Annotated in this window: 23 protein-coding genes; 7 read left to right on the forward strand and 16 right to left on the reverse strand. The window is 75.2% G+C overall.

From position 1 onward, the window contains the following. Nucleotides 1-10: 10 nt before the first annotated feature. From IEX99_RS02165 to IEX99_RS02180, 4 genes are read right to left on the reverse strand one after another with little or no spacing between them, the layout of a single operon-like run. The gene (locus IEX99_RS02165) at nt 11-679 is read right to left on the reverse strand and encodes an RraA family protein (RefSeq protein WP_188897943.1); all 669 of its coding nucleotides are present in this window, start codon (nt 677-679) and stop codon (nt 11-13) included. Between the two features lie 23 nt (nt 680-702). Continuing rightward, entirely contained in the window at nt 703-1,527 is an 825-nt protein-coding gene (locus tag IEX99_RS02170) for an ABC transporter permease (RefSeq protein WP_188897945.1), read from the reverse strand. Beyond that, nucleotides 1,524-2,372, reverse strand: a complete 849-nt coding sequence (locus tag IEX99_RS02175; RefSeq protein WP_188897947.1) for an ABC transporter permease — start codon at nt 2,370-2,372, stop codon at nt 1,524-1,526. Before IEX99_RS02175 ends, IEX99_RS02170 begins: the two co-directional genes overlap by 4 nt. A gap of 20 nt (nt 2,373-2,392) precedes the next feature. Next, nucleotides 2,393-3,508: an extracellular solute-binding protein gene (locus tag IEX99_RS02180; protein WP_188897949.1), complete on the reverse strand. Its 1,116-nt coding sequence runs from the start codon at nt 3,506-3,508 to the stop codon at nt 2,393-2,395. A gap of 185 nt (nt 3,509-3,693) precedes the next feature. Here IEX99_RS02180 and IEX99_RS02185 point away from each other — a divergent pair, with 185 nt between their 5' ends. After that, the gene (locus IEX99_RS02185) at nt 3,694-4,686 is read left to right on the forward strand and encodes an LLM class flavin-dependent oxidoreductase (protein WP_188897951.1); all 993 of its coding nucleotides are present in this window, start codon (nt 3,694-3,696) and stop codon (nt 4,684-4,686) included. A 34-nt stretch (nt 4,687-4,720) separates the two neighbouring features. Here IEX99_RS02185 and IEX99_RS02190 read toward each other — a convergent pair whose 3' ends face one another. Beyond that, a complete protein-coding gene (locus IEX99_RS02190; RefSeq protein ID WP_188897953.1) occupies nt 4,721-5,332 on the reverse strand; it encodes a hypothetical protein in 612 nt (203 codons plus the stop codon). 150 nt (nt 5,333-5,482) lie between these two features. Here IEX99_RS02190 and ggt point away from each other — a divergent pair, with 150 nt between their 5' ends. Together ggt and IEX99_RS02200 are read left to right on the forward strand one after the other, a co-directional pair. Continuing rightward, a complete protein-coding gene (gene ggt / locus IEX99_RS02195; RefSeq protein WP_188897955.1) occupies nt 5,483-7,162 on the forward strand; it encodes a gamma-glutamyltransferase in 1,680 nt (559 codons plus the stop codon). A gap of 228 nt (nt 7,163-7,390) precedes the next feature. Beyond that, nucleotides 7,391-9,136 (forward strand): DEAD/DEAH box helicase, encoded by a 1,746-nt coding sequence (locus tag IEX99_RS02200; protein ID WP_188897958.1) that lies wholly within the window; start codon nt 7,391-7,393, stop codon nt 9,134-9,136. A 26-nt stretch (nt 9,137-9,162) separates the two neighbouring features. Here IEX99_RS02200 and IEX99_RS02205 read toward each other — a convergent pair whose 3' ends face one another. From IEX99_RS02205 to tcuA, 4 genes are all read right to left on the reverse strand, one after another. Then, a complete protein-coding gene (locus IEX99_RS02205) occupies nt 9,163-9,552 on the reverse strand; it encodes a Zn-ribbon domain-containing OB-fold protein (RefSeq protein ID WP_188897960.1) in 390 nt (129 codons plus the stop codon). Between the two features lie 5 nt (nt 9,553-9,557). Beyond that, nucleotides 9,558-10,724 carry a thiolase domain-containing protein gene (locus IEX99_RS02210; RefSeq protein ID WP_188897962.1) on the reverse strand — a complete coding sequence of 389 codons (1,167 nt, stop codon included), beginning with the start codon at nt 10,722-10,724 and terminating at the stop codon, nt 9,558-9,560. Between the two features lie 118 nt (nt 10,725-10,842). Then, nucleotides 10,843-11,832 carry a Bug family tripartite tricarboxylate transporter substrate binding protein gene (locus tag IEX99_RS02215; RefSeq protein WP_188897964.1) on the reverse strand — a complete coding sequence of 330 codons (990 nt, stop codon included), beginning with the start codon at nt 11,830-11,832 and terminating at the stop codon, nt 10,843-10,845. A gap of 111 nt (nt 11,833-11,943) precedes the next feature. Next, nucleotides 11,944-13,452 (reverse strand): FAD-dependent tricarballylate dehydrogenase TcuA, encoded by a 1,509-nt coding sequence (gene tcuA, locus IEX99_RS02220; protein ID WP_188897966.1) that lies wholly within the window; start codon nt 13,450-13,452, stop codon nt 11,944-11,946. A 205-nt stretch (nt 13,453-13,657) separates the two neighbouring features. Here tcuA and IEX99_RS02225 point away from each other — a divergent pair, with 205 nt between their 5' ends. The 3 genes from IEX99_RS02225 (at nt 13,658) to IEX99_RS02235 (ending at nt 18,193) form a co-directional block, all read left to right on the forward strand. Then, nucleotides 13,658-16,078 (forward strand): sensor histidine kinase, encoded by a 2,421-nt coding sequence (locus tag IEX99_RS02225; protein ID WP_188897968.1) that lies wholly within the window; start codon nt 13,658-13,660, stop codon nt 16,076-16,078. Between the two features lie 178 nt (nt 16,079-16,256). After that, nucleotides 16,257-17,435, forward strand: a complete 1,179-nt coding sequence (locus IEX99_RS02230) for a fumarylacetoacetate hydrolase family protein (protein WP_188897970.1) — start codon at nt 16,257-16,259, stop codon at nt 17,433-17,435. Further along, on the forward strand, nt 17,432-18,193 hold the full coding sequence (locus tag IEX99_RS02235) for an alpha/beta fold hydrolase (RefSeq protein WP_188897972.1): 762 nt from the start codon (nt 17,432-17,434) through the stop codon (nt 18,191-18,193). Before IEX99_RS02230 ends, IEX99_RS02235 begins: the two co-directional genes overlap by 4 nt. On the opposite strand, the gene IEX99_RS02240 is transcribed toward IEX99_RS02235, so the two are convergent. Continuing rightward, nucleotides 18,146-19,084: a Rossmann-fold NAD(P)-binding domain-containing protein gene (locus tag IEX99_RS02240; protein WP_188897974.1), complete on the reverse strand. Its 939-nt coding sequence runs from the start codon at nt 19,082-19,084 to the stop codon at nt 18,146-18,148. The genes IEX99_RS02235 and IEX99_RS02240 overlap by 48 nt on opposite strands. A 117-nt stretch (nt 19,085-19,201) precedes the next feature. Here IEX99_RS02240 and IEX99_RS02245 point away from each other — a divergent pair, with 117 nt between their 5' ends. Beyond that, complete coding sequence (locus IEX99_RS02245) at nt 19,202-20,074, forward strand: tetratricopeptide repeat protein (RefSeq protein ID WP_188897977.1); 873 nt, start codon at nt 19,202-19,204, stop codon at nt 20,072-20,074. A gap of 68 nt (nt 20,075-20,142) precedes the next feature. Here the strand turns inward: IEX99_RS02245 and IEX99_RS02250 are convergent, their stop codons facing one another. From IEX99_RS02250 to IEX99_RS02275, 6 genes are all read right to left on the reverse strand, one after another. Continuing rightward, nucleotides 20,143-21,861 carry an N-acyl-D-amino-acid deacylase family protein gene (locus tag IEX99_RS02250; protein ID WP_188897979.1) on the reverse strand — a complete coding sequence of 573 codons (1,719 nt, stop codon included), beginning with the start codon at nt 21,859-21,861 and terminating at the stop codon, nt 20,143-20,145. A 308-nt stretch (nt 21,862-22,169) separates the two neighbouring features. After that, entirely contained in the window at nt 22,170-22,841 is a 672-nt protein-coding gene (locus IEX99_RS02255) for a DUF1045 domain-containing protein (RefSeq protein ID WP_188897981.1), read from the reverse strand. Between the two features lie 15 nt (nt 22,842-22,856). Beyond that, the gene (phnL, locus tag IEX99_RS02260; RefSeq protein ID WP_188897983.1) at nt 22,857-23,549 is read right to left on the reverse strand and encodes a phosphonate C-P lyase system protein PhnL; all 693 of its coding nucleotides are present in this window, start codon (nt 23,547-23,549) and stop codon (nt 22,857-22,859) included. Further along, nucleotides 23,546-24,319 carry a phosphonate C-P lyase system protein PhnK gene (gene phnK / locus IEX99_RS02265; protein ID WP_188897985.1) on the reverse strand — a complete coding sequence of 258 codons (774 nt, stop codon included), beginning with the start codon at nt 24,317-24,319 and terminating at the stop codon, nt 23,546-23,548. The genes phnL and phnK overlap by 4 nt, the downstream gene beginning before the upstream one ends. Next, nucleotides 24,316-25,170, reverse strand: coding sequence for an alpha-D-ribose 1-methylphosphonate 5-phosphate C-P-lyase PhnJ (locus IEX99_RS02270; RefSeq protein WP_188897987.1), 855 nt, complete (start codon nt 25,168-25,170; stop codon nt 24,316-24,318). Before IEX99_RS02270 ends, phnK begins: the two co-directional genes overlap by 4 nt. Then, on the reverse strand, nt 25,167-26,264 hold the full coding sequence (locus tag IEX99_RS02275; protein WP_188897989.1) for a carbon-phosphorus lyase complex subunit PhnI: 1,098 nt from the start codon (nt 26,262-26,264) through the stop codon (nt 25,167-25,169). The genes IEX99_RS02270 and IEX99_RS02275 overlap by 4 nt, the downstream gene beginning before the upstream one ends. Nucleotide 26,265: the final 1 nt, after the last annotated feature.

Consider the following 26,265-nt stretch of genomic DNA (forward strand, 5'->3'; position numbering starts at 1 on the left):
CCGCAGCGGTTCAGCCGCGCTTCATCGCCGCGGCCACCTGCGCGCCGGCGCCGCTGATCTCATGCAGCCTCTCGCCGGCGCGCAGCCGGCGGATCGTCTCGGGTTCCGCCGCCTGGCGCCGCAGCGCCTCCTCCACGACCCATTCGATCTGTTCCGGACGGACGACGACGATGCCGCTCTCGTCGGCGAGGATCGCGTCGCCCGGGCGCACCATCACGCCGCCGCAGCTCACCGGCACGCAGAAGGCGCCGGAGAGGCCGAGGCGCTTCACCGTCACCGGCGAGGGACCGCGGCACCAGACCGGCACGCCGGTGCGGCGGATCTCCTCGAAGTCCGTCGCCGGCCCGTCGATCGCCGCGCCGGCGACGCCCGCGACCTCGGCGGCGATCTCCACCACGCCGCCCCAGCAGGCGTGGCGGTGGTCGCCCGCGCGGTCCACCACCATGAAGTCACCGGGCCGCGCATGGCCGATCGCGTAGTGCATCATCGTCCCGTCCAGCGGCGGCACCAGCACGGTGACGGCGGTGCCGGCGACGCGCCGGTCGGGGATCACTGCGCGCAGCGCCGGGTCCATGAACTGACTGTGCAGGAAGTGGCCGATCGTCGCGGTCTCGCATTGCGCGAGGCGGGCCAGGCGCTCCGGCGCGATCGGGGGTGGCAGCTCTCCGACGGTGAACATGGCGGACGGTCCCTCCTTGCGGTTCAGCGGCGCCGGCCGGGGTCGGCGTAGAGGAAGTCCCCGATCGGCACGAATCGCTCGAGCAGCGCGATCAGGACGAGCGGGATGACGAGGCTCAGCATGGACACCGCGGCGAGGGTCGGCGCGAAGCCGAACTCCAGGAAGGCGAGGATCGCCACCGTCACCGGCCGCTCGCCGGGGCTCGCCAGGAACAGCGAGAGGTTGACGTCGGTGAAGGAGTGCACGAAGGCGAAGGCCGTCCCGGCGAAGACGCCGCCGCTGATCACGGGGAAGGTGACGCGGCGCAGCACCACGTGCGGCGGTGCGCCGAGACTCGCCGCCGCTGCCTCGAGCTGGGGCGGCATGGCGCGCAGCGACACCGCGACGGTGCGCACGCAGAAGGGCAGGCTGATCACCACATGGCCGATCAGCAGGCCCCAGAACCCGACCAGCGCGCCGAGGCCGAGCACGTGCAGGAACTGCAGCAGCGCGATGCCGGTGACGAGCGTCGGCAGCACCAGCGGCCCGACGACCAGCGCCTCCACCAGCGCCTTGCCGCGGAACCGCCGGCGCACCAGCGCGAAGGCGAGCGGCGCCCCGATCGCGGCGCTGACCAGGGCGGTCAGCGCCGCGAGCCGCAGGCTGAACCCCATCGGCTCCCACCACCGCGCCGAGAAGGCCTCGCCCCACCAGCGCAGCGAGAAGCCCTCCGGCGGGAAGACAGAGCGCGCGCTGCCGTTGAACGACACCGCGGCGGTGATGAGGATGGGTCCCAGAGCGAAGGCGAACACCGCCGCGACGACGGCGCGCAGCGCGATCCAGGGCCCGTCCGCGCCGCCGCTCCTCATGCCGGCGCCGCCGTGCCGCGCCGCGCGCCGCCGCCCAGGAGGCCCGCGACCGCCAGCAGCGCGAGCGCGCTCGCCAGCAGGATGACGCCCATCGCCGAGCCGAGACCCCAGTCAAGCAGCACCAGCATGAAGTTGCGGATCATGGTCGCCATCGTCTCGGTCGCCGGGCCGCCGAGGATGGCTGGCGTCGCATAGGCCCCGATCGCGATCGCGAAGGCGAGGATGAAGCCCGCCGCCACGCCGGGCAGCGTCAGCGGCAGCGTCACCCGCCAGAAGGTGCGCGCGGGCGAGGCGCCGAGGCTCAGCGCCGCGCGCTCCAGCGCCGGGTCCATGGCGTTGAGCGCGCTCATGATGGACAGCACCCCGTAGGGCAGCAGCGCGTGCGCGAGGCCGACGATGATCGCCGGCGTCGAGGGCAGGAAGCGCAGCGGCCGCTCGACCAGTCCCGCCCAGAGCAGCAGCGAGTTCAGCGCCCCGTCCTGGTTCAGAATCACGTACCAGCCATAGGTGCGCACGATCACGCTCGCCAGCAGCGGCGCGAGCGAGAGCGCGATCAGCGCGCCCTTCCAGCGCGAGCGCGTGCGCACCAGGAAGTAAGCCAGCGGGTAGGCGAGCAGCACCACCAGCAGCCCGACGAAGAAGCCCACGACGAAGGTGCGCAGGATCACCCCGCGGTAGAGCGGGCTCGACAAAATCAGGCGGAAATTGTCGATCGTCGGCTGGTCCTGGGGGATCATGCCCTCGGCGATCAGCACGCTCGCCGAGAACAGGTAGGCCGTCGGCGCGGCGAAGCAGAGCAGCAGGAAGGCGCAGGGCAGGGCGACCAGCGGCAAGCCGCGGGGCATGGGCGGGTGGCGGCGCCGCCTCAGGTTCCCATGATCTCCTGCCACTTCAGCGTCCATTCGCGGCGCCGGCGGCCGATCACCTCGCTGTCGGGGAATTCGATCTGGCGCATCCGCTCCTCCGTCGTGATCTGGGCGGAGGCGAATTCCGCCGGCCAGTCGGTGATGTCGGGCCGCCCGGGGCTCGACTTGTAGGCCAGGCTGAAGGCGCGCTGCACCTCCGGGTCGAGGCGGAAGTTCAGGAACTCGAAGGCGAGGCGCTTGTTGCGCGCGCCCACCGGCACCGCGGCGCAGTTGCCGAGGCCGATCGTGCCCTCGCGCGGGATGGTGAGGTCGATCGGATGGCCGGTGTCGCGGTAGTACATGCTCCGCGCGCTCCAGTAGGGCGCGATCCACACCTGGCCGTTCTCGAAATAGGGCGCCGCCTGGGCGGAGGTGGTCACCACCACGCCGACCCAGGGCTTCTGCGCGCGCAGCATCGCCCAGGCCGGCTCCATGTTGTCCACGCCGCCGCCGCCGAGCTTCGCCGCCATGATCAGGGCATAGACGGCGAGCAGGTTGCCCGGGTTGAAGTTGATCACATGCCCGCGGATCATCTCGCCGTAGCGCGCGCCGGGCGACCAGTAGTCGGCCCAGGATTCGGGTCTCGCGATGCGGTCCCGGTTCCAGATCAGCGCGGTGTACTGGTAGCTGTGGACGATGCCGCGGTCGGGGATGATCTCGCGGCTCTTCGCCCAGACGTGGCGCAGGTTCGGCACCTCGCGCTCGGTGATGCGCTCGAGCAGGTTCTCGCGCGCGCCGAGGATGATCTCGGGCGGCGTCAGCTCCGCCGCCACGTCGAAGCCCGGCGCGCCGCGCGAGGCGCGGATGCGGGCGTAGTCCTCCGAGGCGGTGCCGGCGTCGTCGTAGATCACGCGCACGCCGAACTTCCGCTCGAAGGGGCGCACCACGGTCGGGATGAACACGTCCTGGAACTCGCCGCCATAGGCGTTGACGGTGAGCGTCTCCGGCGTCTGGGCGACGATCGCCGGGGCGGCGAGCGGGGCGGCCGCGCCGCCCGCCGCCAGGCCGAGGACGCCCCGCCGGCCGATCGTTCCGCTGCCTTCGCCGGCCGTGCCGGGTCGAATGCGGTCGCCCATGGCCCTGTCCTCCGCTCTCGCTGCGCTCGTCCGCGCGGCGCGCCTCCCGCGCGGATGGTAGGAACGCGCGGCCGCCAGCGTCAAACGAAAGCCGATGCCGCCCCGCCTTTCGCGCGCCGGTGTCCCCGTGGCAGCATGGCGGCCCGCCGCGGGCACGGCGGATCGAGGCCTGGGGAGCGCGAGACGTGCGGTTCGGCCTGTTCGGCGGCGCCCGGACCGGGCGTGGCGCCGGCCCCTCCGATAGCCACGGCTATCAGGACTTCATCGAATACGTCGTGGAGGCGGAGCGACTCGGCTTCCACGGCGTCTTCCTGGTGGAGCACCACTTCACCGGCCAGGGCCAGGTCTCGGCCTCGATGACGCTGCTCGCCTACCTCGCGGCGCGCACCTCGCGCATCCGGCTCGGCACGGCGGTGGTGGTGCTGCCCTGGCACAACCCGGTGCTGGTGGCGGAGCAGGCGGCGACGCTCGACCTGCTCTCGGGCGGGCGGCTCGACCTCGGCGTCGGCAAGGGCTACCGCCGGGCCGAGTTCGCCGGCTTCTGCACGCCGATCGAGGAGGCGCAGGAGCGCTTCGACGAGGCGATCGAGGTCATCCGCAAGGCCTGGACCAGCGAGGGCCGCTTCAGCCACCGCGGCCGGCGCTGGCAGTTCCGGGACATCGTGGTGGAGCCGGAGCCGCTGCAACGCCCCCACCCGCCGCTCTGGCTCGCCGCCGGCAGCGAGGGCTCGATCCGCCGCGCCGCGCGCGAGGGCTACAACCTGCTGCTCGACCAGATCGCCTCCACCGACCAGATCGTCGAGCGCGTCGCCCTGTTCCGCGAGGAATGCGCCCGCGCCGGGCGCGCCTACGACCCGGCGATGGTCGGCGTCGCGCGCGGGCTGCAGCTCATCCACTCCGAGGCGGAACGCGCCGCGGCCTACGAGACCCGCGCCCGCGTCGTCGAGCGGATCGGCGACATCGCGCAGGGCACGCGCCGCGACGTGCCGATCGAGCAGGACGACGCGCCGCTGCTCGGCCTGCCCTCCGAGGTCGTCGCGCGGCTGAGGCGGCTGGAGGCCGGCGGCGTCGGCTACGTGCTCCTCGTGGACCCCAACGCCAGCGTCGCCGGCCTGCGCGCCTTCGCCGCCGAGGTGATGCCCGCCTTCGCCGCCGGCGGCGCGGCGGCCGTGCGGTAGAGCCGATCGCGGCCGCGCCGCGCGCCCCTGCGCGTCAGGCGCGGATCCAGGTCTCCGAGAAGGCGAGCATCGCCGTGGTGATGCGCTGCCCGGCGATCTCGCGCGACGCCGGACGGCCCGGCCGCGCGCGGCCGTTCACCGTCACCGTCGCGCTCTCGCAGCCGACGAAGAGGCTCGGCATGTAATGCCGCCCGGTCGCCGACTTGTCCGGCGGCAGGGCGAAGCAGAAGGGCCTGCCGAGCCCGCTCCAGGCCAGTTCCACGGTCAGGTCGCCGGCGCGCACCGTCTCGCTGTAGCGGCTGCCCGGATCGCCCGAGGCGACGACGCTGTCGAGGCGGCGGTAGGCGAGGCCGGAGAGGCCAGGCAGCCCGCGAAAGGCGCCGAAGTGCGAGACGAACTCGGCGACCAGCCAGCGCGCCAGCGGCTCGTTGTCGTGCAGGCAGAGGTTCGCCCGCCCCGCCGGCGGGCTCGCCTCCTGCGGCGACTGCAGCAGCACCAGCGCGTGGCCGCGGCCATGCGGCGAGAGGACGACGCGGAAGAAGCTCGCCAGCGTGGTGAAGGGTCCGTCCGGGTCCTCCTTCAGCGAGATGCCGGGATTCTCGCCCGACCACTCGACGGTGCCGGGGAACAGGATGGGCTCGGCCATGGCGTCCTCCTCGCTCGGCGCATCCACCGGGATGCGGAGGGCAGCCTAGCCCGGCGCGCCGGCCGCGCGCGAGGCCGCGTCGCCGCCGGGCCCTTCACGCCGCCGCGGCGCCGTGCTGCGCTGGCGCCTCTTCGCATCGGGGGGCCGCCGATGACCGCCACATCCTTCGCCTGCGAGAAGCGGCCCGCGCGCGCCGCGCGCGGGATGGTCGTCACCAACCACCCGCTCGCCTCGGCCGCGGGCGCCGAGATGCTCGCCGCCGGCGGCAACGCCGTGGACGCCGCGGTCGCCGCGCTGTTCGCCCTCACCGTCGTGGAGCCGATGATGGTCGGCCTGCTCGGCGGCGGCATGACCCATCTGCGCCTGCCCGACGGCTCGCACACGGTCATCGACGGGCTGAGCACCGCCCCGCTCGCCGCGCGCCCCGACACCTTCCGCCCGGACCCCGCCGCGCCGCCCGGCTCCACCGAGGCGGCGGGGCGCGAGAACAGCATCGGCCCGCGCTCCGTCGCCGCGCCGGGCAACCTGCTCGCCTGGTGCGAGGCGCTCGCGCGCTTCGGCACCATGCCGCTCGCCGACGTGATGGAGCCGGCGATCCGCCACGCCGCGCGCGGCTTCGCCGTCACGCCCTACCTCTCCGAATGCATCGCGGAGGTCGCCGCCGACCTCGCGCGCGATCCCGCCATCGCCGCGCGCTTCCTGCCGGACGGCGCGCCGCTCCGCCCCGGCGCGCGGCTGGTGCAGCCGGACACCGCCGAGACGCTGCGCGCCGTCGCGCGCGAGGGCGCCGCCGCGCTGCACGGCGGCGCGATCGGCATCGCGGTGGCGGACCAGATCGCGCGCAGCGGCGGCCTGCTGTCGCGCCGCGACCTCATCGAATACCGCACCGTCGAGCGCGCGCCGGTGCGCGGCACCTATCGCGGCGCGACGATCCTCGGCCCGCCGCCGCCCTCCTCCGGCGGCGTGCACGTGATCCAGATGCTGAACATCCTGGAAGGCTACGACATCGCCGGCCTCGGCTTCGGCACGCCGGACTCGCTGCACCTGCTCGCCGAGGCGCTGAAGATCGCCTTCGCCGACCGCGCCGCCGCCACCGCCGATCCGGCCTTCGTCCCCGTCCCCGTGGCGCGCCTCACCGACAAGGCCTACGCCGCGGAGCGCCGCGCGCGCATCGCCCCGGACCGCGCGCGGGACTGGCCGGCCGGGGTCGCGCCCGCGGACTCGCCCAACACCACCCACCTCACCGTCGCCGACAGGGAAGGCCGCATCGTCTGCGCGACCCACACCATCAACAGCCTGTTCGGCGCGCGCTTCCTGATCCCCGAGGTCGGGCTGATCCCGAACAACTACATGGCGCTGTTCGACCCGCGCCCGGGCCGCGCCCTCTCCATCGCGCCGGGCAAGCGCATCACCACCTCGCAGGCGCCGGTCATCGCGCTGCGCGGGGACGGCAGCCCGCTCGTCGCGCTCGGCATGCCGGGCGGGCTGCGCATCTTCGGCTCGGTGATGCAGGCGCTGGTGAACCTGCTCGACCACCGCATGACCCTGCAGCAGGCGGTCGAGGCGCCCCGGCTCTGGACCCAGGGCGCGGCGCGGGTGGTGGAGGTCGAGACCGGCTTCCCCGCGCCGGTGCGCGAGGCGCTCGCCGCGCGCGGCCACGTCGTGCAGGCGGTGGCGCATGTCGGCGGCGGCATGTGCGCCATCGGCTTCGACCCCGACGGCACGCTGGAGGGCGCGGCCTGCTGGCGCGCCGACGGCACCGCGATCGGCCTCGGCGGCGGGCTGGCGCGGGAGGGCGCGCGCTTCTGGCCGGACGCGGCGCGCGGCTGAGCCGGCGCCCGGGCAGCCGCACCGGATCCTCCTCTGGCCGCGACGGCGGCCGTGCCAGCCTGGCAGCGGGCCCCGCGCGCCGGCGAGCCGCGGCCGGGCGCGCGGCGCGGCGCGTCTCGCAGAGGATTGCGCCGCGGCCGGCGGCGGCGGCGGCGGCCGCGGTTGCGCCGGGCCCCGCGTCTTGGCACACCCCGGCCTCCCCCGCCCCGGTCCAGATCGCCCGCCGCCATGCCCTTCCCCGAGAACGCGCACCCCCAGCTGCTCCGCGCCCTCGCCGAGCGCGGCTACGCCGAGCCGATGCCGGTCCAGGCCGCGGTGCTCGCGCCCGAGGTGGACGGCCGCGACCTGCTCGTCTCCGCCCAGACCGGGTCCGGCAAGACCGTCGCCTTCGGCCTGGCGCTCGCGCCCACCCTGCTCGACGGCGCCGACCGCTTCGGCCCGCCCGGCGCGCCGCTCGCCCTCGTCATCGCGCCGACGCGCGAGCTGGCCCTGCAGGTGCAGCGCGAGCTGGCCTGGCTCTACGCCCACACCGGCGCGCGCGTGGTCTCCTGCGTCGGCGGCATGGACATCCGCCGCGAGCAGCGCGAACTCGCGCGCGGCGCGCACATCGTCGTCGGCACGCCGGGGCGGCTGCGCGACCACCTGGACCGGCAGCACCTCTCCGCCGCCGCGATCCGCGCCGTGGTGCTGGACGAGGCGGACGAGATGCTCGACCTCGGCTTCCGCGAGGAGCTGGAGGCGATCCTCTCCGCCCTGCCCTCGGAGCGGCGGACGCTGATGTTCTCCGCCACCATCCCGCGCGAGATCGCGCGGCTGGCGCGGGAGTACCAGCGCGACGCGCTCCGCATCGCCGCCGGCGGCGAGGAGGAGGCGCACCGCGACATCGAGTACCGCGTCGCGCTCTGCGCCCCGCACGAGACCGAGAAGGCGGTGGTGAACCTGCTGCGCTGGTACGAGGCGCGCGGCGCCCTCGTCTTCTGCCAGACGCGCGAGGCGGTGGCGCGGCTGCACGGCAACCTGCTGGAGCGCGGCTTCGCCGTCGTCGCGCTCTCGGGCGAGCTCTCCCAGGCCGAGCGCAACCGCGCGCTGCAATCCCTGCGCGACGCGCGGGCGCGGGTGTGCGTCGCGACCGACGTGGCGGCGCGCGGCATCGACCTGCCCGATCTCGGCCTCGTCATCCACGCCGACCTGCCGCGCGACCGCGAGACGCTGCTGCACCGGAGCGGCCGCACCGGGCGGGCGGGGCGCAAGGGCATCTCCGTGCTGGTCGTGCCCTTCAACCGCCGGCGCATGGCGGAGCGGCTGCTCGCCGCGGCGCGCGTGCAGGCGAGCTGGTCCGGCGCGCCCTCGGCCGACGCGATCCGCGCCCGCGACCAGGAGCGGCTGGTGCAGGAGGCGCTGCCGGCGGAGGAGGCGCTCGCCGAGGAGGACCTGGCCGCGGGGCGCGCCCTGCTCGCCCGGCGCAGCCCGGAGGAGATCGCCGCGGCGCTGGTGCGCCTGCACCGCGCCCGCCTGCCCGCGCCGGAGGAGCTGCAGGAGGCGCTCCCGGCGCCGCCGCCGCGCGGCGCCCCGGAGGAGCGCCGCCGCGCCCCGCCGCCGCGCCGCGGCGAGGAGGCGGGCGGCGTGTGGTTCCGCATGAGCGTCGGCCGCAACGCCAACGCCGACCCGCGCTGGCTGCTGCCCTTCCTCTGCCGCCGCGGCCAGGTGACGCGCCAGGAGGTCGGCGCGATCCGCGTCATGGACCGCGAGACGCGCTTCGAGATCGCGCCGCACGCCGCGGCGCGCTTCGCCGCCGCGCTGCGCCGGCCGGACAGCCACGACGAGGGCATCCGCATCGAGCCGATGGAGCCGCTGCCGCGGCCCCGCCACGCCCCGGCGCCGCGCCCGCATTTCGCCCGCGGCGGGCCGCCGGGCCGCGCCCCCGCGCGGCGCGGGGGCGGCGGCTACGAGCCGCGCAAGCGCCGGCCGGCCTGAAGCCGCCGGCGCCGCGCGCCGCGCCTTCAGGCCGGGGTGAACATCGGGAAGGGCGGGCCGTCGCCCTCCGTCGGCTTGAACACCAGCTTGACCTTCTGGCCGATCTTCAGCGCGTCGAAGTCGCAGTCGACGATGTTGGTCATCATCGTCGGCCCTTCCTCGAGCGTGACATAGGCCATCACGTAGGGCTCCGGCGCCCGCTTCATCACGCTCAGGCTGTAGATCACGCCCCTGCCGGAGGCCGGGCGCCATTCCGTCCGGTCGCTGAAGCAGAACGGGCAGATGGCGCGCGGGTACCAGTGGTTCTTCCCGCAGCTCGCGCAGCCCTTGACGAGGAACCGGCCCTCGCGGGCCGCGGTCCAGAAGGGCTCGGTCTCCGGGTTGACGCCCGGGGCGGGAATCTTGCGGTCCGCCATCTCTCTCACTCCCGCTCCATGATCAGCGTCGCGGCGCCGTGGCGGCTGCCGAGCAGCCCGCCGGTGCCGTGCGCCAGCGCCAGGTCGCAGTTCTTCACCTGCACCGCCGGATGCGCCTCGCCGCGCAGCTGGCGGACGGCCTCGATCACCTTGGTGATGCCGCCGCGGTTCGCCGGGTGGTTGTTGCAGAGCCCGCCGCCGTCGGTGTTGAAGGGCAGCTTGCCGACGCCGGAGATCAGGTTGCCGTCGGCGACGAACCTGCCGCCCTGGCCCTTCTCGCAGAAGCCGAGGTCCTCGATCTGGATCACCACCGTGATGGTGAAGCTGTCGTAGATCGAGGCGTACTTGATGTCGGCGGGCTTCACCCCCGCCTCGGCGAAGGCCGCGGGGCCGGAGCGCACGCCGGCGGAGTAGGTCAGGTCCACCTCGCCGCCCATCTGCCCCTTCATGGACTCGCCGGCGCCGAGCACCTTCACTCTCGGCCGCTTCAGCGACTTCGCGATCTCCGGCGCCACCACCACCAGCGCGCCGCCGCCGTCGGAGACGACGCAGCAGTCGAGCCGATGCAGCGGCGTCGCGATCAGCGGCGACTTCACCACGTCCTCGACCGTCACCACGTCGCGCAGCATGGCGTGCGGGTTGTGCTGCGCGTGGTGCGAGGCCGCGACCTTGACCCAGGCGAGCTGCTCGGAGGTGGTGCCGTACTGGTACATGTGCCGCGCGGCGCACATGGCGTAGGCGTTGATGGTGGCGACGCCGAGCGGGAACTCCCACTGCGTGTCGGGCGCGTCGGCGCCGCGCATGCGCGGCACGGCGCCGCTGTGCCCCTCGCTGCGCGGCCGGCCGGCGAGGGTGATCAGCGCCACGCGGCACTTGCCCATCGCGATCGCCTGCGCCGCGTGCGCGACGTGCGCGATGTAGGAGCAGCCGCCCATGTCGGTGGAGTCGAGGTGGCGGAGCTTCAGGTTCATGTAGTCCGCCATCGCGAGCGGACCGAGGCCGGGCGCGTCGCCGGCGCAGAAGTACCCGTCCACGTCCTCCTTGGAGAGACCCGCATCGGCGAGCGCGCCGAGCGCGCACTCCGCATGCAGCTGGGCGACGGACTTGTCCTTCGCCAGCCGCGTCGGGTGTTCGTAGGCCCCCATGATGTAGGCCTTGCCCTTGATGGTCATGCGACGGCGTCCCCTCCTCCTCGCTGCGATGCGGAACGGCGGGGCAGCTTACCGGTGCGGGGGGCGGGCGCAAGCCGGGCGCGGGCCAGGCGCGGCCCGCGCGCTCGTACTCCCGGCGTCAGCCGCCCTGCAGCAGCCCCGCGGCCTGCGCGGCGCGGCGCGACAGCTCGCGTTCGCGCTCCATCAGCCGGGCGAAGCCCTCGGGCGTCACGTCCTCGCCGGTCGCGACCACGCTGCCCAGCCCCTCGATCCGCTCGCGCGTCGGCGGGTCGGCGAGGGCGGCGGCCAGCGCGTCGCGGATCCTCGTGATCGCCTCCCGCGGCGTGCCGGCGGGCGCGAGCAGGCCGATGAAGGCGACCAGCCCGCCGTCCGGCAGCCCGACCTCCGCCAGGGTCGGCACGTCCGGCAGCAGGGGCGAGCGCTGCGGCATGGCGATGCCGATGATGCGCACCTTCTCGTCGCGGTGCAGCGGCAGCGCGGTGGTGATCTGGTCGAGCGAGCAGGCGAGGTTCCCCGCCATGAGATCGGGGGCCGAGCCGCTGGAGGCGCGGTAGGGCACGTGCACCAGCCCCGCCCCGGTCGTGATGCTGAACAGCTCGATCAGCAGGTGGTTGGAGCTGCCGCTGCCGGGCGAACCGCAGGCCACCTGCCCCGGCCGAGCCTTGGCGTAGGCGATGAAGTCGGCGAGCGTCGTCACCGGCAGCCGCCGGCTGATCACCAGCACGTTCGGCGTGCGGAACCCGAGCGCGATCGGCGCGAAGTCGCGCACCGGATCGTAGGGCACGCGCGGCATGACGATCGGGTTGATCACCATCGCCGAGTTCGAGCCGACGAGGATGGTGTAGCCGTCGGGCTGCGACCGCGCGACGTGCTCGGTGCCGATGGTGCCGGTCGCGCCGGCGCGGTTCTCCACCACCACCGGCTGGCCGAGGTGCTGCGACATCACCGGCGCGACGATGCGGATCAGCGTGTCCAGGTTGCCGCCCGGCGCGAAGGGGACGACGACGCGGATCGGCCGTTCCGGCCAGGCCGCGCGGGCGATGCGCGGCGCTCCCAGCGCCGCGGCCGCGCCGCCGCTCCCGAGCAGATGCCGGCGTGTGACGATCATGGGCCGTTCTCCTCCCGATCCGAAAGCCGCGTCCCGGGCTCCAGCCGGGGCCGGCGCCCTCCCCCGCCGGCGGCGCGGCGGGGAACCTGCCGGGGCGGCCCGGCCGCCCCCTTAGGCGTTCCGGCGCAGGTCGGCGACCGCGGTCGCCCCGGCGATCTTGCCGAACACCGCGCCGTTGATCAGCCCCGAGCCGCCCGGATAGTTGAAGTAGAAGATGCCGCCGACCAGCTCGCCGCAGGCGTAGAGCCCGCCGATCGGCTCCTGGTCCTGGTCGAGCACCCGCGTCTCCGGGTCTATGCGCAGCCCGCCGAAGGTGAAGGTGATGCCGCAGCCGACCTGGTAGGCCTCGAAGGGCGGCTCCTCGATCGTGTTCGCCCAGTTGGACTTGTTGATCGCGAGCCCCTCGGTGCGGCGCCCGTCCTTGACGTTCGGGTTGAACGGGATGTCGGTGCGCACCGCGGCGTTGTAGGCGCGGATCTCCTCGAGGAACGCCTTGCCGTCCACGCCCTCCAGCTTCTGCGCCAGCTCCTCCAGCGTGTCGGCCCGCACCTTGGTCACCTGCTTGATGCGGTACTCGTCGCGCAGCAGGTGCAGCACCTTCCTGTCGAAGACCTGCCAGGCGAAGTTGCCGGGCTGCTCCAGCACCACGCGGCCGTACTTGGCGTAGGTGTAGTTGCGGAAGTCCGCGCCCTCGTCGAGGAAGCGCCGGCCGTTGGCGTTGACCAGCACCGACCAGGGATAGGAGTGCTTCTGGAAGGCGTCGCCCACGGCGAGGTCGCCGTACTCGGGGGCGTTGAAGTCCCACTGCACGGCGTGGCAGCCGGACCAGTTGCCGAAGGGCGAGGCGCCGATGTCGAGCGCCATCTTGATCCCGTCGCCGGTGTTGAAGCGCGTGCCGCGCACCTTCGCCAGCTCCCAGCCCGGCCCGAGGTAGCGCGTGCGCATCTCCGCGTCGCCCTGGAAGCCGCCGGCGGCGAGGATCACCGCCGGGGCCCGCAGCTCGTAGAGGCGGCCCGGCGTCTTCACCTGCACGCCCTGCACGCGGAAGCCGTCGGTCAGGATGCGCGTCGCGCGGCTGCGGTAGCGGATCTCGATCCCGCGCTTCCGGCACGCCTCGGTCTCGGCCTGGACGAGGCCCGGCCCGCCGCCCCAGGCCTCCACCGTCAGGCCGCCCCAGAACTTGAACTTCCCGTCCACCTTGAAGGCCTGGCGGCCCCAGATCGGCTGGAAGCGCACGCCCTTGCCGCGCAGCCACTTCAGCGTCTCGAAGCTGCGCCGCACCAGGATCTCGCACAGCACCGGGTCGGTGCGGTTGCGCGTGACCCGGAACATGTCGTCGAAGAACTGGTCCTCGGTGTAGGTGCCGAAGTCGGTCTGCGCGATCTCGTCCTCGGTGAGGTCGGGCATCAGCTCGCGCAGGTCGTCCACCCCGCGGTAGGCGACGCGGATCGCGCCGGCGGTGAAGCGGGAATTGCCGCCCGATTCCTCCTCCGGCGCCCGCTCCAGCACCACCACCCGCGCGCCCTGCTCCTGCGCCGAGAGCGCGGCGCAGAGCGCGGCGTTGCCGGCGCCCACGACGATGACATCGAAACTGTCGCCCGAATTCGCCGCGTCCGGCATGTGCAAGCCACTCCGCCTGTGGGTGAGAAGGTCGTTGCGTCGCCTTGTATCACTCCGGCGGGGGCGGTCCAGACGCGCCCTTCCCGGACTCGCGCCCGTCCCCGCCGTCGCGCTCCGCCGCGCCGGCGGAACGGTCGCGGGATTGTGAGGGCAAGCCGATCCGGGGCGGGGCGGGCTTTCCGGCGGCCCCGGTTAGAACGCCCGCGTGCCGCGCCTTCGCCAGCCCCCCACGCTGCTACAGCGCCTGTTCCTTCTCGTCGCCTTCGCGCTGCTGCCGGCGGCGCTGCTGCTCGTCGGCGCGGTGGCCGCGCTGCGCGCCCAGCACGCCGAGGCGGCCCGCGACCAGGCCCGCCGCATCGCCGACAACGCCGCGGCGCGGCTGGAGCGCGTCATCGAAGGCACGCGCCAGACGCTGCTCGTGCTTTCGGAGAGCGACGCGGTGCGCGACGCGGTCCGCGACGGCGACCCCGGGGTCTGCGCGGCGCGGTTGCACGGCCTCGGCCAGCGCCTGCCGGAGCGGATCCGCGTCGGCGTCCTCGACCGCGGCGGCCGGATCCTGTGCGACACCATCGGCTCGCCGCCCGGTGGCGGGTTCGGCGGCGCACCGGGCCTGCACCCGCTGGACGCCGTGCTCTCCTCGGACAGTCTCGCCGTCGCCGGTTTCGGGCCCGAGCCGGCCGAGACAGGCGCCGCCCGCACCGCAGGCGGCGCTCCGCTCGCGCTCCACCTCGCCCTGGCGGTGCGCCGGGCGCCGGAGGAGCCCCCGCCCGGCGTGGTCGCCGCGGCGCTGGGGCTGCCCTGGATCGCCGCCCAACTCCGCCCGATCGGCCTGCCGCCCGGCGCCGAGCTGTTCCTGCTCGACCGGGAAGGCGATGTCGTCCTGCGGCTCCGCGCCCACCCGGCCTCGTCCGACGACCACGCACCGCCGCGCGCCGGCACGGAGACCGCCGAGACGCTCGCGGCGCTCCTGGCGTTCCGCCCGGCCGTCACCCCGGCGGACGGCACGGCGCCTCCCCCGACCGCGGGCGGCAGCACGTCCGGCGCGGTCGCGGACACGCGGCTGCCGTACCATTCCCCCCGTGCCGCCCTCCTCCGCGACGCCCCCGGGCCGGACGGGACGCCACGGATCTACGCCCTGGCCCCCGAGATCGCGCCGGCCCAGGGCGCGCTGCACCTTGTGGTCTCGCTGGACGCCGCCGCCGCCCTCGCTCCCGCCGCCGAGGTCGGGCGGCGCTGGGCGGTGCTGCTCGCGCTCGGCCTGGTCGCCTCGTTCGCCGCCGCCGGGATCGGCGCGCAGCGCTTCGTGCTTGCCCCGATCCGCGCGCTCCAGCAGACGGCGAGGCACTGGGCGAGGGGCGAGTACGGCGCGCGGGCGACGCCCGTCCTGGTCGCGCCGCCGCCCGAGTTCGCCCGCCTCGCCGCCGCGCTCGACCGCGTCGCCGAAGCGGCGGAGCAGCGCGACCGGGCCGCCGCGGCCCTGGCCGAGAAGGAGGCGCGGCTCTCGCTGGCGCTGGAGGCGGGCGGCCTCGGCGCCTGGGAGATGGACCCGCGCAGCGGCTCGGTGGTGCGCTCGCCGCGCCACGACGCGCTGTTCGGCTACCCGCGGCCGCAGACGCGGTGGAGCTACCGCCGGATGCTGCGCCACGTCCTGCCGGAGGACCGCCCGAGGGTCGAGGCCGCCTTCCGCCGGGCCTTCGCGGAGGCGGCGCCGATCCGCGTGGAGTGCCGCATCCGCACCGCCGGCAAGGGCGAGGCGCGCTGGCTGGAGGCGAGCGGCGCCCCCCACCGCGGGCCGGACGGCCGCGTGAAGTTCCTCGGCGTCGTCGCCGACACGACCGAGCGCCGCCGCACCGAGGAGCGGCTGCGCCTGGTCGCCGGCGAACTGAACCACCGGGTCAAGAACACGCTGGCCGCGGTGCAGTCCATCGCGGCGCAGACCCTGCGTTGGCCGGCCGGCGATCTCCCCGCCGCCGAGGCCGCCCGCGCCGCCTTCCAGTCGCGGCTGCTCGCCCTCGCGCGCTCGCACGAGCTGCTCACGCGGGAGGGCTGGACCGGCGCCGACCTCGCCGAGCTCGCGACGCACGCGCTGGCGCCGCACGCCGGGGCGCGCGGGGGGAGCGGCGACGCGGTGCCGACGCGGGTGACGATCGCCGGGCCGCCGGTGCGGCTCGCCCCGCGGTGCATTGTCCCGCTCGCGATGGCGCTGCACGAGCTGGCGACGAACGCGGCGCGCCACGGCGCGCTCTCGCGGCCCGAGGGGCGCGTCACGGTCCGCTGGTCGGTGCGTGCGGCTCCGGCGGAAGGCGCTGCCGCCGGCGGTGTCGCCGGGCCGGCCCCCGGCGCGGAGGTCCTGACCCTGCGCTGGGAGGAGAGCGGCGGCCCCCCGCTCGCCGGGCCGCCCACGCGGCGCGGCTTCGGGACGCGGCTGCTGGAGCGCGGCCTGGCGATGGAGCTGCGCGGAACGGTGCGGCTCGACTTCGCGCGCGACGGCTTGCGCTGCGAGGTCGAGGCGCCGCTCGCCGCCGCCGGTGCTCCCCCCGGCGAGGAACCGAAGGCCGCGGTCCGCCCGGCGCCCTGCGCGCCGCGGCGGGCGGCGGTCGGCGCGGCGGCGGCCGCGTCGGGCTGATCGCGCGCGGACCCCAGCCCGCCATGGCGGCCCGGGCGCAGCGCGCGGCGGGCGAGCTGCCGACCCGCGCTGCGCGTGCCGAGCGATGTGCGGGGGCGCTCGCCGCCGCCCCTTGGCAGCGGACCGCAACGCCGGCAGCCTGCGGCCCGCCAGGCGCTGCAGCAGAAGGATCCGCCGCATGCGGCTCGACCATACCGCCGTGCTGCCCGAGGACTGGCCGCGAGGGAGCTACGCCGCGCGGATCATGACCGAGGCGGGCCCGGTTGTCCTCGGCATCGCCGACGGCGAGCCCTTCGACCTCACCCCCGCCTTCGGCACCGTCAGCCGCTGGCTCGAGGAGGAGGACGCCCCGGCGGCGATCCGCGCGCGCGGCGAGCCGATCGCCCTCGATCTCGCCGCGCTGATCGCGAATTCCGCGCACGACGCCCGCCGCGCCGACCGGCCCTGGCTGCTGGCGCCGGTGGACCTCGCCACGGTGAAAGGCGCGGGCGTGACCTACGTGCGCTCGATGCTGGAACGCGTGATCGAGGAGCGCTGCCGCGGCGACGCGCTGCGCGCCGAGGCGGTGCGCGCCGAGGTGCGCGCCATCATCGGCGACGAGATCGCCGACCTGCGCCCCGGCAGCCTCGAGGCCGAGCGGGTCAAGCACGTCCTCGTCGCGCGCGGCTGGTGGAGCCAGTACCTGGAGGTCGGCATCGGTCCCGACGCCGAGATCTTCACCAAATGCCCGCCCATGGCCGCGGTCGGCCTCGGCGCCAAGGTCGGCGTGCACCCGATGAGCGCCTGGAACAACCCGGAGCCCGAGGCGGTCTTGGTGGTGAACGCGCGCGGGCGCATCGTCGGCGCCACGCTCGGCAACGACGTGAACCTGCGCGACGTGGAGGGGCGCTCGGCGCTGCTCCTCTGCCGGGCGAAGGACAACAACGCCTCCTGCGCGCTCGGTCCGATGATCCGCCTGTTCGACGGCTCCTTCACGCTCGAGGACGTGCGCCGCGCCACGCTCTTCCTCGCGATCGAGGGCCGCGACGGCTTCCGGCTCGAGGAGTGCGGCGCGATCGGCGCGATCAGCCGCGATCCGGTCGAACTCGTCGGCCAGCTCATCGGACCGCACCACCAGTATCCGGACGGCGTGGCGCTGTTCCTCGGCACCCCCTTCTCGCCGGTGAAGGACCGCGGCGCGCCGGGCATGGGCTTCACGCACAGGGAGGGCGACCTGGTCACCATCCGCACCCCGCTCCTCGGCGCCCTGGTCAACGAGGTGGACCGCACCGACGAGTGCCCGCCCTGGACCTTCGGCGCCGGCGCGCTGTTCGCGAGCCTCGCCCGCCGCGGCCTGCCGCGGAGCATGCGCCGATGACGCACGAGGAGAGCGGCACCCTCGCGCGCCCCGACGGCGTGCCCCTCGCCTGGCGGCGCCTGCGCGGGCGCGGCCCCGGCGTGGTGTTCCTCGGCGGCTTCCGCTCCGACATGACCGGGCAGAAGGCGGAGGCGCTGGCCGCCTTCTGCGCCGCGCGCGGCCAGGCCTTCCTGCGCCTCGACTACTCCGGCCACGGCGCGAGCGGGGGGCGGTTCGAGGACGGCACCATCGGGATCTGGACCGACGATGCCGCGCTGCTGATCGAGCGGCTCACCGAGGGCCCGCAGGTCCTGGTCGGCTCCTCGATGGGCGGCTGGATCGCGCTGCTGCTGGCGAAGCGGTGGCCCGGGCGCGTCGCCGGCCTGATCGGCATCGCCGCCGCGCCCGACTTCACCGCCGAGCTGCCGGAGCGCCGCATGACGCCGGAGCAGCGCGCGGCACTCGCCCGCGACGGCATCGTCCGCCTGCCGAGCGCCTATGGCGACCCGACGCCCGTCACCCGCGCGCTGATCGAGGACGGCAACCGCCACCTGGTGCTGCACGCGCCGATCCCGCTTGCCGGTCCGGCGCGGCTGCTGCATGGGCAACAGGACCCGGACGTGGACTGGCGCCTCTCGCTGCGCACGGCGGAGGCGCTCGCGTCGCCGGACGTGCACGTGATCCTGGTCAAGGACGGCGACCACCGCCTGTCGCGGCCGCAGGACCTCGCGCTACTGACGCGGACGCTCGACGCGCTGCTCTCTGCCGCCGCGTGCTGAGGCGCCCGCCGCCTCCTCGGCGAGGATCGCGCGCAGCCCCTCGCGGTAGGTCGGATGGCGCCACGCGATGCCGAGCGCCGCCTTGGTGCGCGCGTTCGCGACGCGGCGGTCCTCCTCCCAGAAGCCGCGCGCCATCGGCGACATCGCCCGCACCGCCTCCTCGAAGGGCACGGCCGGCGGCGGCGCGACGCCGAGCAGGCGCGCCGCCTCTTCGATCACCGTCGCGGGTTCCGCCGGCTCGTCGTCCACCAGGTGCAGCACGCGCGCGCGTCCGGGCGCCGGGGGCCGCGCGGCCGCCGCGAGCACCGCGCGCGCGAGATCGTCGCGGTGGATGCGCCCGAAGGCGTGGCCCGGCTTGATCACGCGTCGCGCCGTGCCGGCGCGCAACGCGTCGAAGGGGGAGCGCCCCGGACCGTAGATGCCGCCCGCGCGGAGCAGGTCGAGCGCCGGCCGGCCCGCCATGGCCGCCGCCAGCGCGCGCCATGCCTCCTCGGCCGCGAGGCGCCTGCGGCTGCGGTCTTCGGTCGGCGCGGGCGGCGTGATCTCCTCGACCTGCCCGCCCTTGCGGTCGCCATACACGCCGGTGGTCGAGACATAGCCGATCCAGACGATCGCCGGCGCGGCCAGGATCGCATCGCGATGCGCGGCGATCACCGGATCGCCCTCCTCTCCTGGCGGCGCCGTCACCAGGAGATGCGTCGCACGCGCCAGCGCGGGCGCGGCCTCCGCGAAGGCGACCACCTGCACGCCCTCCGGCGCGCCGGCGCGCCGGCGCGCCGGGTCGCGCGCGGTGCCCGCGACCCTCCAGCCGCGCCTCGCCGCGCACCGCGCAACCGCCGTGCCCGCATAGCCGAGCCCGAAGATGAGGAGATGCGGTGGCGCCCCGTCCATCGCCCCCCCTCTGCCGCAACGGCGCGCGGTGCGCCAGGGCCGAGACCGGCGCGCCCGGACCGGGCGACCGGCAGCGCGCCATGGCGCGGGCGGGGTCCGGCGCATAGAGTCCGTGGCATGCCGCCGCCACCGCATCGGCTCTTCCGGCCCCGCCCCGCCGGCGCGTTCCTCGCCGCGTCCCTCCTGCTTCTCCTCCTCGTCCTCGCCCGGGGCGGCGTGCCGTGGCGCGCCCAGCACGACGCCGGGGAGGCGGCCGGCGGAACCCTCCCTCTCCCGCCCGAGCCGCCGCGCCTGGTCGAGGGCGAGCCCGACTACGACCGCTGCCTGGTCCTGCTGCGCGACGATCCCGAAGCCGCCCGCGCCTTCGCCGAAGCCTGGGCGGCACGCGACGGCCGCGCCGCCGCGCAGGAGGGCGCGCGGCACTGCCTCGCCCTGGCCCTGCTCGCCGCCGACGAACCCGCCCGCGCGGCGGAGCGGCTTGAGGCGCTCGCCGCCGCCACCAGCGCCGGCCCCGCCGCGCGCGCCGCGCTGCTCGCCGAGGCGACGCAGGGCTGGCTGATGGCCGGCGATCCGGCGCGCGCGTGGCGGGCCGCCGGCGCGGGGCTCGCCCTCGTCCCGTCCGATGCCGGGCTGCTCGCCGACCGGGCGCGGGCGGCCGGGCAGCTCGGCCGCACGGAGGAGGCGCTGGAGGACCTCGCCCGCATCGTCGCCCTCGACCCCGCGCGCACCGAGGCGCGCATCGCGCGCGCCGCGCTCCTTCGCCGCCTCGACCGGACCGCGGAGGCGGAGGCGGAGATCGAGGCGCTGCTGCGCGCCGTCCCGGACCACGCCGAGGCGCTGCTCGAGCGCGGCATCCTCCGCCAGCTGCGCGGCGACGCGGCGGGCGCGCGCGCCGACTGGGAGCGCGCCATCGCGCTCGCCCCGGACTCGGCGACCGCGGATCTCGCGGAGCAGAACCTCGCGCTCAGCGCGGCGGGGCCGGCGCCCTAGCCGCCGTTGCCGAGGCTGAGGGACGGCTTTCCGCCACCGGGCCGGCTGCCGGTGGCGTCACGAGGCGCTCAGATCCGGCCGGCGCGCACCAGCTTGCCGGGCAGGGCGCCGGTATGCGCGCCGTCCTCGAAGACCGGCACGCCGGAGACGAAGGTGGCCTTGTAGCCGTCCACCTTCTGCACCAGGCGCCGCCCGCCGGCGGGCAGGTCGTAGACGACCTCCGGCTTCCGCACGCGCAGTGCGGCGTGATCGATCACGTTCACGTCGGCCTTCTTGCCCGGCGCGAGCACGCCGCGGTCGGTCATGCCGAAGAACTGGGCCAGCTCGCTGGTCTGCCGCTTCACCACGAATTCCAGCGGCAGCCGCGGCCCCCGCGTGCGGTCGCGCGCCCAGTGCGTGAGCATGAAGGTCGGCATGCCCGCGTCGAGGATCGAGGAGCAGTGCGCGCCGCCGTCGGAGAGGCCGAGCATCGTCGCCTCGTCCGTCAGCATGCTGCGGGTGATCTCCAGGTTGTCCTCGTTGTAGCCGGTGACCGGGAAGAAGATCAGGTTCGCCGGATCGGCGGCCATGTAGTCGTAGGCGACCTCGTCCGGGGTGCGGCCTTCGCGCTCGGCGATCGCGGCGATGCTCTCGCTCGCCGGGGGCTCGTAGTTGGGCGGGTCGCCCAGCCTGAACATGCGGTGCCAGCGGCGGACGATGTGCTGGCGGAACTGCGAGAGCCGCTGGACCAGCTCCTCCGCCGGCCTGTCGGCCAGGATCTCCGCCCGCACGGCGGGGTCGCGCAGCCGCGCCATCCGCTCCGCGATCGGCAGCCCCAGCAGGCGCTGATAGCTGGGCCGGATCGAGAAGGGGTTGAGCGCGGTGTCGGCGCCGAGCAGCACGCCGACGGGCCGCCCCGGCACCTGCGCCGTCACGTACGCCCCCCTGGCGCGGGCGGCGCGCACGCCCTGCATCAGCCGCTGCCAGCGCTCCGTGTCGGTCGGGCGGTCGGTCAGCAGGAACCACATCGGCCGCCCGGTCTCCAGGCCCAGCCGGGTGAGCCACTCGAGCTCCGTCTCCTCGATGTCGAAGTCGGAGTTCATGCCGAAGGCGCCGTGGCCGACCCTGCCGAGCGCGCGGCCGATGCCCATCAGCTCGTCCACCTGGGAGTACCGGCTCGGCACCATCCCGCCGGTCAGGGTCTTGTGGGAATTGGTGCGGGAGGTGGTGAAGCCGAAGGCGCCGGCCCGCAGCCCCTGCTCCGTCAGCCGGTGCATCTCGGCGATGTCGTCGGCCGTCGCTGGCTCGAGGTTGATCGCGCGCTCGCCCATGACATAGACGCGCAGCGGGTGGTGGGGGATCTGCGCGGCGACGTCGATGGTCCGTCGCATCCCCTCCAATGCGTCGAGATAGTCGGGGAAGCTCTCCCAGTTCCACCTGAGCCCTTCGGCGAGAGCGATGCCCGGGATCTCCTCCACCGCCTCCATCAGGCCGATGAGCTGCTCGTGGTCCGCCGGGCGCACGGGGGCGAAGCCGACGCCGCAATTGCCGAAGAGGATGGTGGTGACGCCGTGCCAGGAGGAGGGCGCGAGTTCCGGGTCCCAGGTGGCCTGGCCATCGTAGTGCGTGTGCGCGTCCACCCAGCCGGGCGTGACCAGCAGGCCGTCCGCCTTGATCTCGCGCCTGGCGGGGCCGGCCTTGCCGCCGACCTGGGTGATGCGATCGCCGTCGAGCGCCACGTCGCCGGTGAAGGCCGGTTTGCCCGTGCCGTCCACGATGGTGCCGCCGCGTATGACGGTGTCGTGCATGCTCCGCTCCCTCCAGGGCCGCGCCGGATGACGCGCCCGTGGCCGTGGTGTCGTCTCTCGGGCGGATTGGGGCACCCTTGACACGGGGGGTCAAGCCGGGCGGTCGGGCCGCGCGCGGACGCCGCGATCGGGCGTCCGCGCGCGGGCGACGGCCGCGGCAGAAGCGCCGCGCCCCCAGCCGCGGGCGCCGACCAGGCCGGCGACCGGACCGAGCGCGAAGGCATGGGCGGACGCGAAGGCTGCTCCGGGCGCCGCTGCCGCCCATGAACGGGCGCGGATGCCCGCCGGCGCCCCGCTGGCCGGGGTGGTCAGCCCCGCAGCGGCAGCCGGTCCGCGATCAGGAAAGGCGCATCGGGCGCCGCCTGGGCGAACAGGCAGAGTTCCCGCACCCGGCGGGGGCGCCCCGCGGCGGCGCCCAGCAGGGCCTCGGCCGCCGTCCGCACCGCGGGCAGGTCGGCCGGCGCGAGCCGGCACGTCAGCGTCACGTGGAAGCGCCACTCCTCCAGCACGTAGGGATAGCCCCAGCGCCGCAGCAGGGCCTGCTGCGGCGGGCTGAGATCGTGCCGCCGCCGCCGCTCGATCTCGTCGGCCGATGGCGGGGCGCGAAAGGCGTCGAGCTCCACCACGCAGGCATCGGCAAGGCGGCGGAGCTCGGCGCAAGGCACCGTCTCGCGCAGCGCCAGGAAGCCGTGCAGCGGCGCGACGCGCAGCGGCGGCAGCAGAAAGGGCCGGGTCCGCGCCGCCAGGGCCGCGGCCGCGGCATGCAGCTCCGGCCAGGGCGCGGCGAGGCGAAAGGGCGGCTTCAGCGTGGCGTGCAGGCCGTAGCGCCGCGGCTCTTCGGTCAGCGCCGCCAGGTCCAGGCCAGGGATCGCCGGCTGCGGCACGACTGCCCCGGTCTCGGCGTCGCGCCCCAACCAGCGGCTGCCCAGCGCATGCAGCGGGTCCGAGCGTTCCGGCGCCCAGTAGAGGGCCGCGCGCATGGTCGATTCCCCCGCCTATGCGGCCGGCCGCACCTCGAACAGCCGGGTCGCCACCCGCTCCCGCACATCGGCGTCGTGGAAGATGCCGACCACGGCGCTGCCGGCCGCCTTGGCCTCCTCGATCAGGTCCACCACCACCTCGCGGTTCGCCGCGTCCAGGCTGGCGGTCGGCTCGTCCAGCAGCAGCACCGGCCAGGGCGCGACGAAGCCGCGCGCCAGGTTCACCCGCTGCTGCTCGCCGCCCGAGAAGGTGGCCGGCGGCAAGGCGTGCAGCCGCGGCGGCAGGTTGAGCCGCGCCATCATCGCCGCCGCCCGGGCCAGCGCCTCCGCCTCGGCCACGCCGCGGGCGCGCAACGGCGCCGCCACCACCTGCACCGCCGGCACGCGCGGGATCACGCGCAGGAACTGCGAGACGTAGCCGATGGTCTCGCGCCGCACCGCGCGCACCTCCTGCGCGTCGGCGGCGGCGAGGTCCAGCGTCCGCCCCCCATGGCGCAGGAGGATGCGGCCGCCGCCGGCGCCGTAATTGCCGTAGAGGCAGCGCATCAGCGTGGACTTGCCGGCGCCGGAAGGCCCGTGCAGCGCCACGCATTCGCCGGGCGCGACCGAGAGCCCCACCCCGTCCAGCACCGGGATGCGGACGCCGCCCTGCAGGTGCAGCAGGAACTCCTTGCGCAGGCCTTCGGTCCGGAGCGCCCAGTCGGTCATGCCGCGATCACCGAGCTGACGAGCAGTTGCGTGTATTCGTGCTGCGGGTCGTCCAGCACGCGGTCGGCGAGCCCGGCTTCCACCACGCGGCCGCGGCGCATGACCAGGATGCGGTGGGCGAGCAGCCGCGCCGCGGCGATGTCGTGCGTCACCAGCAGCACCGCGAGGTCCAGCTCCGCCACCAGGGCGCGGATCAGGTCGAGCAGCCGCGCCTGGACCGAGACGTCGAGCCCGCCGGTCGGCTCGTCCATGAAGACCAGGCGCGGACCGGTCACCAGGGCGCGGGCGATCTGCAGGCGCTGCTGCATGCCGCCGGAGAAGGCGCGCGGCAGGTCGTCCAGCCGGCCGGGATCGATCTCGACGCGCCGCAGCCAGGCCTCGGCGGTCTCGCGCAGCCGGCCGTAGTGGCGGGCGCCCAGGGCCATCAGCCGCTCGCCGATGTTGCCGCCGGCCGAGACGCCGAGGCGCAGCCCGTCGCGCGGACTCTGGTGGACGAAGCCCCACTCGGCGCGGCTCAGCCGGCGCAGCGCGGCATCCGACAGGCTCTGCACGGCATGCGCCACGCCCTCGGCATCGCGATAGGTCACCTGGCCCGATTGCGGCCGGAGCTGTCCGGCCAGCACGCGCAGCAGGGTGGACTTGCCGGAGCCGGATTCGCCGACGATCGCCACCACCTCGCCCGGCCAGAGATCGAGGCTGACGCCGTCGAGCGCCCGCAGGCCGCCGAAGGCCAGATGCAGGTCGCGCGCGGCGAGGATGGGGCCGTTCATGCCGCCTCCCCCCGCCGCTGCCGCGCCTGGCGCTCGCCGCAGTAGTCGGTGTCGGAGCAGACGAAGAGCCGTCCGCCGGCGTCGTCGGTCACCACCTCGTCCAGGTAGCTGGCGTCGCTGCCGCACAGGGCGCAGCGCGCATCGGCGCGGATCGGGCGGAAGGGATGGTCCTCGAAATCCAGGCTGTGCACGGCGGTATAGGGGGGCACGGCGTAGATCCGCTTCTCCCGCCCCGCGCCGAACACCTGCAGCGCCGGCATGCGGTGCATCTTCGGGTTGTCGAAGGCCGGGATGGGCGAGGGCGACATCAGGTAGCGATGGTTCACCATCACCGGGTAGTTGTAGGACAGCCCGACGTGGCCGAGCCGGGCGATGTCCTCGTACAGCTTCACCTGCATCAGCCCGTAGTCGGCGAGCGCGTGCAGGCGCCGGGTCTCGGCGACGCGCGGCTCCAGCCGGAACAGCGGCTCCGGCATCGGCACCTGGTAGACGAGGATCTGGCCCTCGCGCAGCGGGGTTTCCGGGATGCGGTGGCGGGTCTGGATGATCGTCGCTGCGGCCGTCCTCTCGGTGGTCGCGACGCCGGCGACGCGGGCGAAGAAGCGGCGGATGGAGACGGCGTTGGTGGTGTCGTCGGCGCCCTGGTCGATCACCTTCAGCACGTCGTCGCGGCCGATCAGGCTGGCCGTCACCTGGATGCCGCCGGTGCCCCAGCCGTAGGGCAGCGGCATCTCCCGCCCGCCGAAGGGCACCTGGTGCCCGGGGATCGCCACCGCCTTGAGGATGGCGCGGCGGATCATCCGCTTGGTCGCCTCGTCCAGATAGGCGAAGTTGTAGCCCGTCTCGGTCATTCCGCCGCCTCCGGCAGGGTTGCGGCCGCCGCCTGCGCGGCGGCGCGGATGCCGCGCAGGTTTTCCAGCTCGCTCTGGAAGTCCACGTGGTGCGGCAGCTTCAGGTGCTCGACGAAGCCGGTCGCCTCGACGTTGTCGGCGTGGTAGAGGACGAACTCCTGGTCCTGCGCCGGGGCCGTCACCTCCTCGCCAAGCTCCCCGGCGCGCAGCGCGCGGTCGACCAGCGCCATGGCCATCGCCTTGCGCTCGCCGCGGCCGAAGACCAGGCCGTAGCCGCGGGTGAACTGCGGCGGCTCCGTCCTCGAGCCGAGGAACTGGTTGACCATCTGGCATTCGGTGACGGTGATCTCGCCGATCTGGACGGGGAAGCCGAGCTCCGGCGGGGTGAACTCGACCGCGACGGCGCCCTGGCGGATCTCGCCGACGAAGGGATGGGCGTTGCCGTAGCCGCGCTGGGTGGAATAGCCGAGCGCCAGCAGGAAGCCCTCGTCGCCGCGCGCCAGGGCCTGCAGCCGGAGCGGCCGCGCGGCCGGACAGGCGAGCGGCTGGCGCGTCAGGTCGGGCGGCTCGGACTCGGCGCGCGGTTCGGGCTGCATCAGCCCCTCGTCGGCCAGCAGGTCGCTGACCCGCGGCGCCGCGGCCGCGGCGGCGCATGCCTCCTCGGCCGGCGCCGGTGGCGGCGCGCCAGGCGCCGCCAGGGAGAAATCGAGCAGCCGGTGGGTGTAGTCGAAGGTCGGACCCAGCAACTGGCCGCCGGGCAGGTCCTTGTAGGTGGCGCTGACCCGCCGCCACAGCCGCATCCGCGCCGTGTCCAGCGGCAGCGAGGCGCCGAAGCGCGGCAGGGTGGTGCGGTAGGCGCGCAGCAGGAAGGCGGCCTCGATCAGGTCGCCGCAGGCCTGCTTGATCGCCAGCGCCGCCAGGTCCGGATCGTGGCAGGCGCCTTCGGCCATCACCCGGTCCACCGCCAGGCCGAGCTGCTCGCGGATCTGCGCCAGCTCCAGCTCCGGCACGGCCGCCTCGCCGCGACGCAGCGCCGCCAGCCAGGCGTGGGCGTGGGAGATCGCCCTCTCGCCGCCCTTCACCGCGACGTACATC

This window comes from Caldovatus sediminis (genome assembly GCF_014644455.1).
In the GTDB taxonomy this organism is placed as follows: Bacteria; Pseudomonadota; Alphaproteobacteria; order Acetobacterales; family Acetobacteraceae; genus Caldovatus; species Caldovatus sediminis.